The sequence below is a fragment of the Streptomyces sp. NPDC085946 genome, assembly GCF_044540485.1.
Lineage (GTDB): Bacteria > Actinomycetota > Actinomycetes > Streptomycetales > Streptomycetaceae > Streptomyces.
Map to the genome: position 1 here is coordinate 319,439 of NZ_JBITSF010000003.1, position 13,986 is coordinate 333,424.

General features: G+C 74.7%; 12 protein-coding genes. 6 read left to right on the forward strand and 6 right to left on the reverse strand.

Features of this window, described 5'->3' with window-relative positions; genetic code table 11:
• The 3 genes from ACIF8T_RS09370 (at position 1) to ACIF8T_RS09380 (ending at position 3,628) form a co-directional block, all read left to right on the forward strand.
• A complete protein-coding gene (locus ACIF8T_RS09370) occupies positions 1-1,617 on the forward strand; it encodes an FAD-dependent oxidoreductase (protein WP_400032843.1) in 1,617 nt (538 codons plus the stop codon).
• A gap of 175 nt (positions 1,618-1,792) precedes the next feature.
• Positions 1,793-2,464 carry a FadR/GntR family transcriptional regulator gene (locus ACIF8T_RS09375; RefSeq protein ID WP_400032845.1) on the forward strand — a complete coding sequence of 224 codons (672 nt, stop codon included), beginning with the start codon at positions 1,793-1,795 and terminating at the stop codon, positions 2,462-2,464.
• Positions 2,465-2,647: 183 nt separating this feature from the next.
• Positions 2,648-3,628 (forward strand): PAC2 family protein, encoded by a 981-nt coding sequence (locus ACIF8T_RS09380; RefSeq protein ID WP_400032847.1) that lies wholly within the window; start codon positions 2,648-2,650, stop codon positions 3,626-3,628.
• Between the two features lie 78 nt (positions 3,629-3,706).
• Here the strand turns inward: ACIF8T_RS09380 and mshC are convergent, their stop codons facing one another.
• The 4 genes from mshC to ACIF8T_RS09400 all read right to left on the reverse strand — a co-directional run bounded on the left by mshC (position 3,707) and on the right by ACIF8T_RS09400 (position 7,165).
• Complete coding sequence (mshC, locus tag ACIF8T_RS09385) at positions 3,707-4,936, reverse strand: cysteine--1-D-myo-inosityl 2-amino-2-deoxy-alpha-D-glucopyranoside ligase (RefSeq protein ID WP_400032849.1); 1,230 nt, start codon at positions 4,934-4,936, stop codon at positions 3,707-3,709.
• Between the two features lie 92 nt (positions 4,937-5,028).
• Complete coding sequence (locus ACIF8T_RS09390; protein ID WP_400032851.1) at positions 5,029-5,847, reverse strand: SCO1664 family protein; 819 nt, start codon at positions 5,845-5,847, stop codon at positions 5,029-5,031.
• On the reverse strand, positions 5,811-6,401 hold the full coding sequence (locus ACIF8T_RS09395; RefSeq protein ID WP_400032853.1) for a DUF3090 domain-containing protein: 591 nt from the start codon (positions 6,399-6,401) through the stop codon (positions 5,811-5,813). The genes ACIF8T_RS09390 and ACIF8T_RS09395 overlap by 37 nt, the downstream gene beginning before the upstream one ends.
• A gap of 77 nt (positions 6,402-6,478) precedes the next feature.
• Entirely contained in the window at positions 6,479-7,165 is a 687-nt protein-coding gene (locus tag ACIF8T_RS09400) for a histidine phosphatase family protein (RefSeq protein WP_400032855.1), read from the reverse strand.
• A 62-nt stretch (positions 7,166-7,227) separates the two neighbouring features.
• Here ACIF8T_RS09400 and corA point away from each other — a divergent pair, with 62 nt between their 5' ends.
• Positions 7,228-8,223, forward strand: coding sequence for a magnesium/cobalt transporter CorA (gene corA / locus ACIF8T_RS09405; RefSeq protein ID WP_400032857.1), 996 nt, complete (start codon positions 7,228-7,230; stop codon positions 8,221-8,223).
• 9 nt (positions 8,224-8,232) lie between these two features.
• Here the strand turns inward: corA and ACIF8T_RS09410 are convergent, their stop codons facing one another.
• Together ACIF8T_RS09410 and ACIF8T_RS09415 are read right to left on the reverse strand one after the other, a co-directional pair.
• On the reverse strand, positions 8,233-9,021 hold the full coding sequence (locus ACIF8T_RS09410; protein WP_400032859.1) for a ferritin-like domain-containing protein: 789 nt from the start codon (positions 9,019-9,021) through the stop codon (positions 8,233-8,235).
• A gap of 234 nt (positions 9,022-9,255) precedes the next feature.
• Positions 9,256-10,311: an LLM class F420-dependent oxidoreductase gene (locus ACIF8T_RS09415; protein WP_400032861.1), complete on the reverse strand. Its 1,056-nt coding sequence runs from the start codon at positions 10,309-10,311 to the stop codon at positions 9,256-9,258.
• A gap of 177 nt (positions 10,312-10,488) precedes the next feature.
• On the opposite strand from ACIF8T_RS09415, the gene ACIF8T_RS09420 reads away from it, so the two are divergent.
• Both ACIF8T_RS09420 and ACIF8T_RS09425 read left to right on the forward strand, forming a co-directional pair.
• A complete protein-coding gene (locus ACIF8T_RS09420) occupies positions 10,489-11,472 on the forward strand; it encodes an aldo/keto reductase (RefSeq protein ID WP_400032863.1) in 984 nt (327 codons plus the stop codon).
• Positions 11,469-13,832, forward strand: coding sequence for a helix-hairpin-helix domain-containing protein (locus ACIF8T_RS09425; RefSeq protein ID WP_400032865.1), 2,364 nt, complete (start codon positions 11,469-11,471; stop codon positions 13,830-13,832). The genes ACIF8T_RS09420 and ACIF8T_RS09425 overlap by 4 nt, the downstream gene beginning before the upstream one ends.
• The last annotated feature ends 154 nt before the right edge of the window (positions 13,833-13,986 follow it).

Genomic DNA, 13,986 nt, shown 5'->3' on the forward strand with positions numbered 1-13,986 from the left:
ATGACCAGTCAGCCCACCCTGCAGTCCGTGCCTGCCCTGGGCACGCACCCGGCCTACGGCTCCAACCCGAGCCGAGCCGAGACCCGGGAGCAGCTCGCCAAGGCGTCGTACGACCTCCTCGTGATCGGCGGCGGCATCCTGGGCATCTCCACCGCCTGGCATGCCGCGCAGTCCGGGCTCAGGGTGGCCCTGGTCGACGCCGGCGACTTCGCCGGTGCCACCTCCTCCGCCTCCTCCAAGCTGCTCCACGGCGGTCTGCGCTACCTGCAGACCGGCGCGGTGAAGCTGGTGGCGGAGAACCACTTCGAGCGCCGTGCGGTCTCCCGCCAGGTGGCCCCCCACCTGGCGAACCCGCTCACGTTCTACCTCCCCGTGTACAAGGGCGGGCCGCACGGCGCGGCGAAGCTCGGGGCGGGCGTCTTCGCCTACTCCGCGCTGTCGGCCTTCGGCGACGGCGTGGGGCACCTGCTCTCGCCGGCCAAGGCCGCGCAGGACGTGCCCGAGCTGCGCACCGAGAACCTCAAGGCCGTGGCCGTGTACGGCGACGACCAGATGAACGACGCGCGCATGGCGCTGATGACGGTCCGCGCGGCCGTCGAGGCCGGTGCCGTCGTCCTCAACCACGCCGAGGTGACCGGCCTGCGCTTCACCCGGGGCCGGGTCACGGGCGCCGAGCTGAAGGACCGGCTGTCCGGCGACGAGTTCGGCGTCAGCGCCCGGCTGGTGCTGAACGCGACCGGTCCGTGGGTCGACCACCTGCGCAGGATGGAGAACCCGGACGCGGCGCCCTCCATCCGCCTGTCGAAGGGCGCGCACCTGGTCCTGAAGCGCACCTCCCCCTGGAAGGCCGCGCTCGCCACCCCGATCGACAAGTACCGCATCACCTTCGCCCTCCCCTGGGAGGACATGCTGCTGCTCGGCACCACCGACGAGGTGTTCGAGGGCGACCCGGCGGACGTCTCGGTCACCGAGCAGGACATAGCCCAGATCCTCGACGAGGCCGCCTTCTCGGTCCGCGACCAGCAGCTCAGCCGCGACCTGATCACGTACTCCTTCGCCGGTCTGCGCGTGCTGCCGGGCGGCCCCGGCGACACGGCCAAGGCCAAGCGCGAGACGGTCGTCACCGAGGGCCGGGGCGGGATGCTGTCCGTCGCGGGCGGCAAGTGGACCACCTTCCGCCACATCGGCCGGACGATCATGAAGAAGCTGGAGTCGCTGCCCGGCCACCCGCTGGGCGAGGACTTCGAGCCGGTCGCCTCGCTGCCGAAGAAGCTGCCGCTGCCCGGTGTCGCCAACCCGCGGGCGGTCGCCCACCGGCTCCTGGTCGACGGCCCGGCGCCCGGCCCGCGCATGGCGGCCGACACCGCCCGGCACCTGGCCACCCACTACGGCTCGCTCGCCTTCGACATCGCCCGGCTGGCCAACGACGACCCGGCGCTCGCCGAGCGCGTCCACCCGGACGCCCCGGAGATCTGGGCGCAGGTCGTCTGGGCCCGGGACCACGAGTGGGCCGAGACGGCCGACGACGTGCTGCGCCGGCGCACGACCCTGACGATCCGGGGCCTGGCCACCGACGAGGTCCGCGCCCAGGTGCAGGACCTGCTCGACAAGAAGTAACGGCCCGCGCCGGACGGGCACCGGCTCCCCCGCACGGGAGCCGGTGCCGGAGGGGGCGGCTCCGCGCCGACGGAGCCGCCCCCTCCGCTGTACCGGCCGGGAAGCCCGGTCCTGACCTGCGGCGGCCCCCATAATGACGGGACACATCGGAGGTCTGATCAAGGGGAGGCCGGCCATGGCCGTCACCGACGAGGCGATCGAGAAGATCAAGGGGATGATCGTCTCCGGCGCGCTGCGCCCCGGGGACCGGCTGCCCAAGGAGAGCGAGCTCGCCGCCGACCTGGGACTGTCCCGCAACTCGCTGCGGGAGGCGGTGCGCGCGCTGTCGCTGATCCGCATCCTGGACGTACGGCAGGGCGACGGGACGTACGTCACCAGCCTCGACCCGCAACTCCTGCTGGAGGCGCTGAGCTTCGTCGTGGACTTCCACCGCGACGACACCGTGCTGGAGTTCCTGGCGGTGCGCCGGATCCTGGAGCCGGCCGCCACGGCGATGGCGGCGAGCCGGATCAGCGAGCGGCAACTCGACGCGCTGTCGGCCCAGTTGGACATGCTGGGCGACGACCCGTCGGTGGAGGACCTGGTCGCCTGCGACCTGGAGTTCCACCGGGGGATCGTGCGCGGCGCCGGCAACTCCGTGCTGTGCTCGCTGCTGGACGGCCTGTCGGGCCCCACCACCCGGGCCCGCTTCTGGCGCGGCCTCACCCAGGAGGACGCCGTCGGCCGCACGCTGCGCGAGCACCGGGCGATCCTCGCGGCGCTGCGCGACCGGGACGCGGAGGCCGCGCGGTCGTGGGCGACGGTGCACATCGCGTCCGTGGAGCAGTGGCTGCGCTCGACGCTGTGAAGTGCCCCTTCCGGCTGGCCGTCCGGACCGGCGGGGACGACAGGTCGGATGACTCTCGGGTGTCCCGGGGCGACTCGCGGGGCAGTGATGGGGGCACTCCCCCGTACGAGGGGGCTGCGGGCGCCCCCGCGCCACGCCGTAAGGTTGGTGCGTACGCGAGGGCACGTCGGAAGGAGGCGCTGGGTGATCGAGCTCGAGGGGGTTCCCGAGCTGATCGACCCGGTCATGGTGGCCGCGTTCGAGGGCTGGAACGATGCCGGCGACGCCGCCTCCACCGCGGTCGCGCATCTGGAACGGGAGTGGAAGGGCGAGGTGTTCGCGGCGCTGGACGCCGAGGACTACTACGACTTCCAGGTCAACCGCCCCACCGTGTTCATGGACGGCGGCGTCCGCAAGATCACGTGGCCGACGACGCGGCTTTCGGTGGTCCGGGTCGGCGGTGACAAGCCGCGCGACCTCGTGCTGGTCCGGGGCATCGAGCCGTCCATGCGGTGGCGTTCGTTCTGCAACGAACTGCTCGGCTTCGCCCACGAGCTGGGCGTGGAACTGGTGGTCGTCCTGGGCGCCCTGCTGGGCGACACCCCGCACACCCGCCCGGTGCCGATCAGCGGCACCACGTCGGACCCGGACCTGGCCCGCCGCATGGGCCTGGAGGAGACCAAGTACGAGGGGCCCACGGGCATCGTCGGCGTGCTCCAGGAGGCCTGCACGCACGCGGGCGTCCCGGCCGTGTCGCTGTGGGCGGCCGTGCCGCACTACGTGTCGCAGCCGCCGAACCCGAAGGCCACGCTGGCCCTCCTCAACCGCCTGGAGGACCTGATCGACGTGCGCATCCCGCTGGGCGAACTGCCCGAGGACGCGCGCGCGTGGCAGGTGGGCGTGGACCAGCTGGCCGCCGAGGACAGCGAGGTCGCCGAGTACGTCCAGACGCTGGAGGAGGCCCGGGACACCGCGGAGTTGCCGGAGGCGTCGGGCGAGGCGATCGCCCGCGAGTTCGAGCGCTACCTGCGGCGCCGGGACGGGGCCACGGGTCCGTCGGGCGGGCACGCGACCGCCGAGGGCGGCGACGGGACGTCGTACCTGCGGGACAGCCCCGGGGGGCGGACGCGTCCGCCGAAGCCGCCGAAGCCGGGCACCGAGGACGAGGACTCGCCGGAGGACTGAGCCCGCGGGCCGCACACGTACGAGGGGCGCCCCCCGGCCGGGGGGCGCCCCTCGTACGTGTGCGGCCCTGGGCGTGGCCTACAGGGCGACGCCCAGCAGCGCGTCCACCGCCCGCGAGACGACTCCGGGCGCCGCCGGGTCCGTACCGCCGGTCTCCTGCTGGAGCACCACCCAGCGGTCCACCGCGGCGAGCGCGGCGGGCGCGTCCAGGTCGTGGGCGAGGGCGTCGCGGATCTCCTCGACGAGCGCGTCGGCGCCGGGGCCGTCGGGCCGCGACACGGCGGCCCGCCACCGGCCCAGACGGGCGACGGCGTCCTGGAGCACCTGGTCGGTCCACTCCCAGTCGGAGCGGTAGTGGTGGGCGAGCAGCGCCAGGCGGATGGCCGCCGGGTCGACGCCCTCGCGGCGCAGCTGCGAGACGAAGACCAGGTTGCCCTTGGACTTGGACATCTTCTCGCCGTGCAGGGCGACCATGCCGGCGTGCACGTACGCCTTGGCCATGGGGAACTCGCCGGTGAGCGCCTGGGCGTGCGAGGCGCCCATCTCGTGGTGCGGGAAGGCGAGGTCGGAGCCGCCGCCCTGCACGTCGAAGCCCATGCCGAGGTGGTCCAGGGCGATGGCCACGCACTCGATGTGCCAGCCGGGCCGCCCGCGGCCCAGGGAGCCGCCGTCCCAGCTCGGCTCGCCGGGCCGGGCGGCCATCCACAGCATCGGGTCGACCGGGTTCTTCTTGCCGGGCCGGTCCGGGTCGCCGCCGCGCTCGGCGGACAGCATCCGCATGGCGGCGGCGTCGAGGTGCGAGACCCTGCCGAAGTTCGGGTCGGACTCGACGGAGAAGTAGATGTCGCCGTCGAGCTCGTAGGCGGCACCGAGGTCGCGCAGCCGCTCGACGAGCGGCACGATGCCGGGTATGGCCTCCACGGCGCCTATGTAGTGCCGCGGCGGGAGCATCCGCAGGGCCGTCATGTCCTCGCGGAAGAGGGCCGTCTCCTTCTCGGCGAGGGCGGTCCAGTCGACGCCGTCCCGCTCGGCCCGCTCCAGCAGCGGGTCGTCGACGTCGGTGACGTTCTGGACGTAGTGAACCTGCCGCTTGGTGTCGAGCCACACGCGCTGCACGAGGTCGAACGCGTTGTACGTCGCCGCGTGCCCCAGGTGGGTGGCGTCGTACGGGGTGATGCCGCAGACGTAGATGCGGGCGACGGGACCGGGGTCGAGGGTGACCAGACCGCCGGTCGCGGTGTCGTGGATCCTCAGGTCGCGGCCCTGACCAGGCAGGGCGGGGACCTCGGAAGCGGGCCAGGCATGCATGCCTTGAGCCTAACCGGACGGATGGTCCGCATACGAACCGGAGCGGGCCGGATGGCCGGGAAGGCGTTCTTGCGCCCGGCCGCGGTCTGTGCTCACACGGGCGGCCAGGGGATCGCCGGCCACTCCCCGCTCGGCTCGGGGTGCCGGCCGGAGGCGAGCAGCGCGTCGACCCGCGCCCGGGTGGCGTCCAGTTCGGCGGCGGTGATCAGCTCCGCCAGCCGCCCGGCGAGCGCGCCGCCCTGCGCGAGGCCCTTGCGCAGCCCTTCGAGGACGCCGAGCGCCTCCTCGGTGAGCGGCTCCCCCGCCCAGCCCCACAGCAGCGTGCGCAGCTTGTTCTCGGCGTTGAAGGTCACGCCGTGGTCGATGCCGTACAGCCGCCCGTCCCCGGCGGGCAGCAGGTGCCCGCCCTTGCGGTCGGCGTTGTTGATCACTGCGTCGAGGACGGCGAGCCGCCGCAGCCGCGTGTCGTCGGCGTGCACGAGCAGCGCGGTCCGGCCGGCCCCGACCTCCGCGAACCCGATCGCCTTCCAGCCGGGCCCGGGTTCCTCCCCGTCCACCAGGGCGAGCAGCTCGTCCTGCGCCGTCACCTCGATCCACAGCTGGCACATGCCCTCGCCGTACGGCCCGTCGCGCAGCACGGTGGGCGGCACCAGGCCCCAGCCGGTCGCCTCGGAGACCTCGTACGCGGCGACTTCGCGCTGCGCGAGCGTGCCGTCGGGGAAGTCCCACAGGGGGCGTTCCCCGGCGACCGGCTTGTAGACGCACGCGGCCTCCTGCCCGTCGAGGGCGACGGTGCAGTACAGCGCGGCGTTGGACGCCTCACGGATGCGTCCGCGGACGGTCAGCTCGCCGCTCGTCAGGAGTTCGGCCGCCGTCACGCTCCGCGGCGGTATCCGTTCTGGCGCGGACATACGTGTCCTTCCGGGTCGAGCGGGAGGCTGCACAGCGGGCACGGCGGCCGCCCGGCGTTGACGACGTCGAGGGCGCGCTTGGCGAAGGCCCGGGCCTGCGCGCCGGTGAGCCGGACCCGCAGCATCGGGGGCCCGTTCTCCTCGTCCTGGAGCAGCCGCTCCTCGGCCTCGGCGAGGTCCTCCTCGGAGTCGGCGTCGAGCTCCACGAGGGCCTGCGCCTCCACGATCATGCGCTGGTCCTCGCCGTCCCAGGCCAGCGCCATGGTGCCGACGCGGAACTCCTCCTCGACGGGGGTGTCCAGCGGCGCGGTGTCGGTGATCTCCGACGGCGCCATGGCGGGGACGGCGGCGCTGCCGCCGCTCCGGCGCACGACCTCGTCGAGCAGCTCTTCCATGCGCTCGGCGAGCGCGGCGACCTGCGTCTTCTCCAGGGCCACGCTGGTCACCCGGGAGCCGGCGGTGGCCTGGAGGAAGAACGTACGGCGCCCTGGCAGTCCGACCGTACCGGCCACGAAGCGGTCCGGTTGGTCGTAGAGGAACACCTGACGGGACACGTCCTGTCTCCATGGGAATCGAGGGAATCAGTGGGTAACGGCACTGTGCGACCGCTTCACCCTACTGCTCGGGACGATCACGGTGCGCCCGCACCGCCCCCCACCGGGGCGTCGTCGCCCGGCGGCTGCTCGCACGGCACCAGGGACGCGAAGTCCCCGGTGTCGCCGAGGCGGACGAGGAACGGCCTGAGCCGGGTGTAGCGGATCGCGGTGATGGAACACGGTTCGACGGCGATCCGCTGGAAGAGGTCGAGATGAAGTCCGAGTGCGTCGGCGACGAGCGACTTGATGATGTCGCCGTGCGAACACATGAGATAGACGGCGTCGGGGCCGTGGTCGCGCTCCACGCGCGCGTTCCACTCGCGCACCGCTTCGGCGGCGCGCGTCTGCATCGCGCGCATGGACTCGCCGCCGGGGAACGCGGCCGCCGACGGGTGGGCCTGCACCACCTCCATGAGGGGCTCGTCCTTGAGCTCGGCGAGCTTGCGGCCCGACCAGTCCCCGTAGTGGCACTCCCCGATCCGCTCGTCGGTGTGCTCGGTGAGGCCGGGACGGGCCTGCAGGAGCGGCCGGACCGTCTCCCGGCAGCGTTGCAGGGGGCTGGTGACGACCTCGGCGAGGGGCAGTTCGGCGAGCCGTCCGGGCAGGGCGGCGGCCTGGGCGGCCCCGCGGTCGTCGAGTCCGACGCCGGGCGTCCAGCCGGCGAGCAGTCCCTCGGTGTTGGCGGTGGAACGTCCGTGCCGGACCAGGATCAGCGTGGGCATGCGGCCCAGCGTAGGCGTTCGCCGCGCCGGGATGCCGTTCGAGTGACAGGAGAATGCGCTTCGTGATCGTCGACTGTGCCATCTACCGTGACGGACACCGGACGGAGGGTCCCGAGGACTTCTCCGACGCGCTGGGCGAGGCACGGGCGGCGGGGGGCTTCGTGTGGATCGGGCTGCACGAGCCGACGGAGGAGGAGTTCGCGCACGTCACCCAGGAGTTCGCCCTGCACCCGCTGGCCGTCGAGGACGCTCTGAAGGCCCACCAGCGGCCCAAGCTGGAGATCTACGACGACTCGCTCTTCGTGGTCCTCAAGCCGGTGGTGTACGAGCCGCGGAGCGACACGGTCTCCACCGGCGAGATCATGGTGTTCCTGGGCGATTCCTTCGTGGTGACCGTCCGGCACGGCGAGGGCGCCCCGCTGAAGGCCGTGCGGCGCCGTCTGGAGCACGAGCCGGAGCTGCTGGGCGAGGGCCCCACCTCGGTGCTGTACGCGATCGCCGACGCGGCCGTGGACCACTACCTGGACGTGGCGACCGAGCTGCAGACCGACCTGGAGGAGCTGGAGGCGGAGGTCTTCTCCCCGGAGGACGGCGGCTCGCGGCACACCGCGTCCCGCATCTACAACTTCAAGCGGCAGGTCCTGGAGTTCCGCCGGGCGACCGGGCCGCTGAGCCCGCCGATGAGCCGGCTGGCGGGCACGGCCGGCTCCGGTGTGGTGGTGCCCTTCGTGAACGACAAGGCCCGCCCGTTCTTCCGCGACGTCAGCGACCACCTCACGCGCGTGAACGAGTCGGTGGACGGCCTGGACCGGCTGGTGACGGACATCCTCTCGGCGCACCTGGCGCAGATGAGCGTGCGGCAGAACGACGACATGCGGAAGATCTCCGCGTGGGCGGCCATGGCCGCGATCCCCACGATGGTCGCCGGCGTCTACGGCATGAACTTCGAGCACATGCCGGAGCTGCGCTGGACGTGGTCCTACCCGACGCTGATCGCCCTCACGGTGGCCCTGGAGGTGCTGGTGTTCCGGCTGTTCAAGCGGCGAGGGTGGCTGTAGCGGGCCCGCTCAGCCGAATCCGGGGGCCGGGGCGGCCGGTCCGCCCAGGGCGTCGCGGCGCTCCGGCATCCGCAGGGTCACCATCCGGCGCCAGCCGGCCAGCCGCTCGTACCCGTACACGGCGTGGATGCCCGCGGCCAGGACCGCCGACCTGGCCCGGGACCAGCCGAGGAGGCGGCCCATGCGGGCCATGACCGCGAGGCTGACGTCCCGGTGGATCCGGATCTCGGCGAGCGCGCACGCGCGCAGGGTGCGCTGGACGGCCCGGCCGTGCCCGGCCCGCGCGAGACGCAGCAGCTCCTCGTGGCAGTAGGCGAGGTGGTTGTCCTCGTCGTGCGCGATCTGCCGGACGGCGCGGCCGAGGTCGGGGTGGTCGGAGAAGTGCCTGCGGAGCAGGTCCATCTGCTCGGAGGCGCGCTGCTCGGTGACCCTGCTGTGCGCGAGGTAGGTGACGACGTCCCCGACGGTGAGCGGCTCGTCGCGCCGGAGCCGGTCGTGGGCGAGGCCGATGCCGGCGCGTTCCAGGAGCATGGTGTAGTCGGTCTCCGGCGGGACGGGGACCGGGTCGAGGCCGCGCTTCCTCAGCAGGGCGGTGAAGATGCGGCCGTGCTTGTCCTCGTCGGCGCCGTGGCGGGCGATCTTGGGCGCGAGCGCGCGCTCGGCACCGGGGACGAGCGCGGCGATGCGGGCGTTCTCCCAGCCGCCCTGCGCCTCGCCGCCGGCGGCGATCGAGCAGAACAGGGCGAAGGCCCGGTCGTCGTCGAGGATCTCCTGGAACAGGCTCTTGGCCGAGAGCATCGTGGGCACCTCTCTGCAGGGGTTCCGCGGAGATCGAGTCAAACGCCGCGGGAGGGCCGCTGCAACAGGGGTGTCGGGCCGCTGCGCCGATGGGAGGACGCGCGGCGGGAGGCGCCGGACCGCGCGGCGGCGTAACCGCGCGGGCCGCGGCGCGTTGTTCCGCGTGACGGCCGTGGCGGGGAAGACCCCCGAGCCCCCACCACGGCCGCGGAAACCTCCGGTGCGGTCACCGCGTCACGCGAGACCGGCCCGCTCCAGGGCCTCGACGCCGGCGCGGAGCGCGGCGAGCCGCTCGTCGAGGGTGAAGCCGGCGGGGGCGAGCGTGAGGGTCGTGACCCCGGCCGCCGCGTAGGCCTTCATCCGGTCCGCGATGCGGTCGACCGAGCCGAGCAGCGTGGTTTTGTCGATCAGGTCGTGCGGAACGGCGGCCGCGGCGCCCTGCTTGTCGCCGGACAGGTACTTGTCCTGGATCTCGGCGGCCTCCTTCTCGTAGCCCATGCGCCGGGCGAGCTGGTTGTAGAAGTTCTGCTTGCGGCTGCCCATGCCGCCGACGTACAGCGCGGTGTAGGGGCGGAAGGTGTCCGCGAGGGCCGCCACGTCCTTGTCGTCGCCGACCGCGAGCGGGAGGGTCGGGCAGACGTCGAACCCGTCGAGGGTCTTGCCGGCCCTGGCGCGTCCGGCGCGCAGGTGCCCGACCGCGGTCTCCTCCAGGTGGTCGGCGGAAGGGAAGATCAGCAGGGCGCCGTCGGCGATCTCACCGGTCTGTTCGAGGTTCTTGGGGCCGATCGCGGCGATGTACAGCGGGATGTGCTCGCGCTGCGGGTGCACGGTGAGCTTGAGGGGCTTGCCGGGGCCGCCGGGCAGGGGCAGGGTCCAGTGCTCGCCCTCGTGGCTCAGCCGCTCGCGGCTCATCGCCTTGCGGACGATCTCGACGTACTCGCGGGTGCGGGCCAGTGGCTTGTCGAACTTGACGCCGTACCAGCCCTCGGAGACCTGCGGGCCGGAGACGCCGAGGCCGAGGCGGAAGCGGCCGCCGGAGAGGGAGTCGAGGGTGGCGGCCGTCATCGCCGTCATCGCGGGCTGGCGGGCGGGGATCTGGAAGATGGCGGAGCCGACGTCGATGCGCTCGGTCCGGGCGGCGACCCACGCCAGGACGGTGGCGGCGTCGGAGCCGTAGGCCTCGGCGGCCCAGCAGACCGCGTACCCGAGCCGGTCCGCCTCCTGCGCGACGGCCAGGTTGTCCGCGTCCATTCCGGCACCCCAGTAGCCGAGGTTGATACCGAGCTGCATGGCCGATTCCCCTTACTGATCAGTAACGTCCCTTGGCGCAGACCTTAGCGCGGGGGGAGTGCCGGGCGGTATGCCCGCGGCCGCCCGGACGGGTGGCGCCCGCGGGGCGCCGGGCCTGTGGAAATCGGTTGTCCACAGGCCACCGATACGGAGGTTCTGGCCAGTAATCTCCACGCCATGGAGCAGAGGCATCTCGGCCGCACCGGCCTGCGCGTGTCCCGCATCGGTCTCGGCACCCTCACCTGGGGCAGGGACACCGACGAGCACGACGCCGCGGACCTCCTGAAGACCTTCTGGGAGGCGGGCGGGACCCTCGTCGACACGGCCGACGTCTACGGCGACGGGGAGGCCGAGTACCTGCTCGGCCGGCTCCTGGACGGCCTGGTGCCGCGCCGGGACCTGGTCATCTCGACGAAGGCCGGCAGCGTGCCGGACCCCGACCGCCGGTTCGACGGCTCGCGCGGCCACCTGCTCGCCGCCCTCGACGCCTCGCTGGCCCGCCTCGGCACGGACCACGTCGACGTGTGGCACGTCCACGCCTTCGACCCGGACACCCCGCTGGAGGAGACCCTCCACGCCCTCGACCTGGCGGTGGGCAGCGGGCGGGCCCGCTACGCCGGCGTCTCCAACTTCTGCGGCTGGCAGCTCGCCAAGGCGGCGACCTGGCAGCTGGCGGCGCCGGGCACGCGGACCCGGCTGGCGAGCACGCAGATGGAGTACTCGCTGCTCCAGCGCGGCGTGGAGCGGGAGGTGCTGCCGGCCGCGCTGGACCTGGGCATCGGGCTGCTGCCGTCGTCGCCGCTGGGCCGCGGGGTGCTGACCGGCAAGTACCGGGGCGCGACGCCGCCCGACTCGCGCGGGGCGTCCGAGCACTTCGCGCCGTTCGTCGCGCCGTACCTCGACGACACCGCGAGCCGGATCGTGGACGCCGTGACGACGGCGGCGGACGGGCTGGCGGTCACCCCGCTCCAGGTGGCCCTGGCGTGGGTCCGCGACCGGCCCGGCGTGGCCGCGCCGGTGGTCGGCGCGCGCAACGCGCGGCAGCTCACGGCGGCACTGTCAGTGGAGGCGCTTAGTCTTCCTGACGAGATCTGCCGGGCGCTCGACGATGTGTCGGCGCCGGTGCACCGCTATCCCGATCACGACTGGAGCACGCTGTGAGCACGGAGCCCGAGACCACGGAGGACGCCGAGCCGGGGACGCCGCGTCCCACGGCGCGGGACGGCGGCGCCCCGCAGGCCGAGGGCGCGGAGGAGGCGGCGGCCGCCGGTTCGGGCGGGGAGAACGCTGTCGGTACGGACGCGGAGGACGCCGCCAACACGGACTCGGAGGATGCGACGGACGCCGCCGGCACGGACCCGGAGGACGCGACGGCCCCGGAGAATGCGACGGACGCGACGGACGCCGACGCGGGCGGGGCGGGCGCCGGTGACGCCGGTACCGGTGGTGCCGGCGCGGGTGAGGGCGGGGCGGCCGGGCAGTTGTCCGAGGCCGAGGCCGAGCTGCTGGCCCAGCGCATCGAGCGGGAGCGCATCGAGCGACGCAAGGCCGAGAAGCAGAAGCCGATCGAGGCCGGCGCCAAGCTGAGCGGCACGGCGGCCGATCTGCTCGCCGCCGTGCGGGCCGTGGAGAGCGGCGAGAAGCCGGTGCGCACGGCGTTCGGCGCGCAGGAGCCCGCGCCGCGCCCCATGCCCGAGCCGGTGCGCCCGCCGCGGCCCGCACCGGCCGGGACCGCCGCCCCCGCCCCGTCGGAGGGCACCGTGCGGGCCGTGCGGGGCGTGCTGGCCGAGGGCGGCGCGCCCGAGACGCTCGCGGCGCCGGTCGCCGCGGTGCTCGGGGAGGGCGCCGAAGAGCTCCTGCGCTCCGATCCCTGGCAGTTGCTGCGGGTCACGGGGGTGCGGCCCGAGCAGGCCGACGGGTTCGCGCGGGCGCTGCTCGGCCCGGAGTGCGGCCCGGGCGACGCGCGGCGGGGCCGGTCGCTGACCGTCTGGCTCCTGGAGCAGGCGGCGCTGGCCGGGCACACCGCCCTGGAGATGCCGGCGCTCACCGCCGCGCTCGCCCGGCGCGGCGTGCCGGACGCAGACGCCGCCGTGCAGGACGCCCTGGCGGAGGGCGAGGCGCTGGCCTTCCAGGACGGCCCGGACGAGCCCGGCGCGGAGGAGGACGAGGAGTCCGGTGCGGAGGAGGCGCCTCCGGTGCCGGTCCTGGTCGGGCTGGAGCGGTACGCGCTCGCGGAGGAGAGCCTCGCCGACGGGCTGGCCCGGCTGGTCAACTCCGTTCCCGGGCAGGACGGTCCGGCGCAGGAGTGGGAGCGCGCCGCCGCGGCGGCCGGGGGGTCGGCCGGTGAGCTGATCCGCGCGGTGGCCTCGCACGGCCTGGTCGTGCACACCGGCGGGGCGGCCTCGTCGGCCGAGCCGGCGGCCCTGCTGCACGCGGCGCGCGGCCTCGGGCTGCGCGCCTGGGCCGCCGCGCACAGCCCGGTCGGCCGCGACCGCTTCACGGCCCTGCTGCGGCAGCCGGACCTGCCCGGCGCCCCCGGTGCGGCGCCCGCCGGGCCGGGCACGGCGCCCGTCGCCACCGTCGCGGGTCTGCTCGCCGGTGCCGAGGGCCCGGGGCGGGACGGGGACGGCGCCCTGGATCTCGACCTCCTCGTGGTGCTCGACGCCCCGCAGCTGGACGTCGAGACGGCGGCGCTGCTCACCGAGTCGCTGCCGGACGGCGCCCGGCTGGTGCTGGCCGGGGACCCCGGCGTGCTGTGGTCGGTGGGCCCGGGGCGGGTCTTCGCGGACGTGCTGGCCGCCCGTGTCTGCCCGCAGGTCGCCTCGCGGCGGCCCGACCCCGGGCCGCTGGGCGAACTGGTCTCGGGCATCGGCGCCGGCGAGCTGCTCCAGGTCGAGGCCCCCGGCAAGGAAGTGGTGATCGTGCCCGTGCGGGACGCGGGCGAGGCGGTGCACCGGACCGTGCAGCTCGTCGCGGACTCGGTGCCGCGCGCGCTCGGCGTCCCCGCCGAGGAGACCCAGGTGATCACGCCGGGGCACGGCGGCGCGGTCGGCACCCGGGTGCTCAACGCGGCGCTGAAGGAGCGGCTCAACCCCGGTCCCGGGCGCTTCGGCGGCTTCGACCCCGGCGACCGGATCGTCTACTCCCCCGCCCCGGGGCGTGCGCTGCCGGGCCGCGTGGTGAAGGCCGACGCCGAGGGGCTGCACCTGTCGTGCGCGGGCGAGGCCGTCGTCGTGCCGAAGGAGCGGGTCGAGGGCGTCGTGCGGCACGGGTGGGCGCTGACCGCGCACCAGGCGGCCGGGGCCCGCTGGCCGGCGGTGGTCGTGGTGCTGCCCGGGGACGCCGCGCAGGCGCTGAGCCGTCCCTGGGTCTACACGGCGTTCGGCCGGGCCGAGCGGCACCTGTCCGTGGTGCACGGGGTGGAGCAGGCGCTGCCCCGGGCCGTGGCGGAGGTGCCGGCCAAGCCCCGCACGACCCGGCTGCCGTCGCTGCTCGCCCCGCAGGTCACGGCGGCCGGCTGACCCCGGTCCGCGACGTACGACGGCGGTGGGGGGGGGGGGGGGCCCCCCCCCCCCCCCCGCCGGGGGGCCGGGGGGGGGGGGGGGGGGCCCGCCGCGCCCCCCCCCCCCCGCCCCCGCCCGGCCCCCCCCGCGCCCCCCCCCCCGGGGCGCCCCG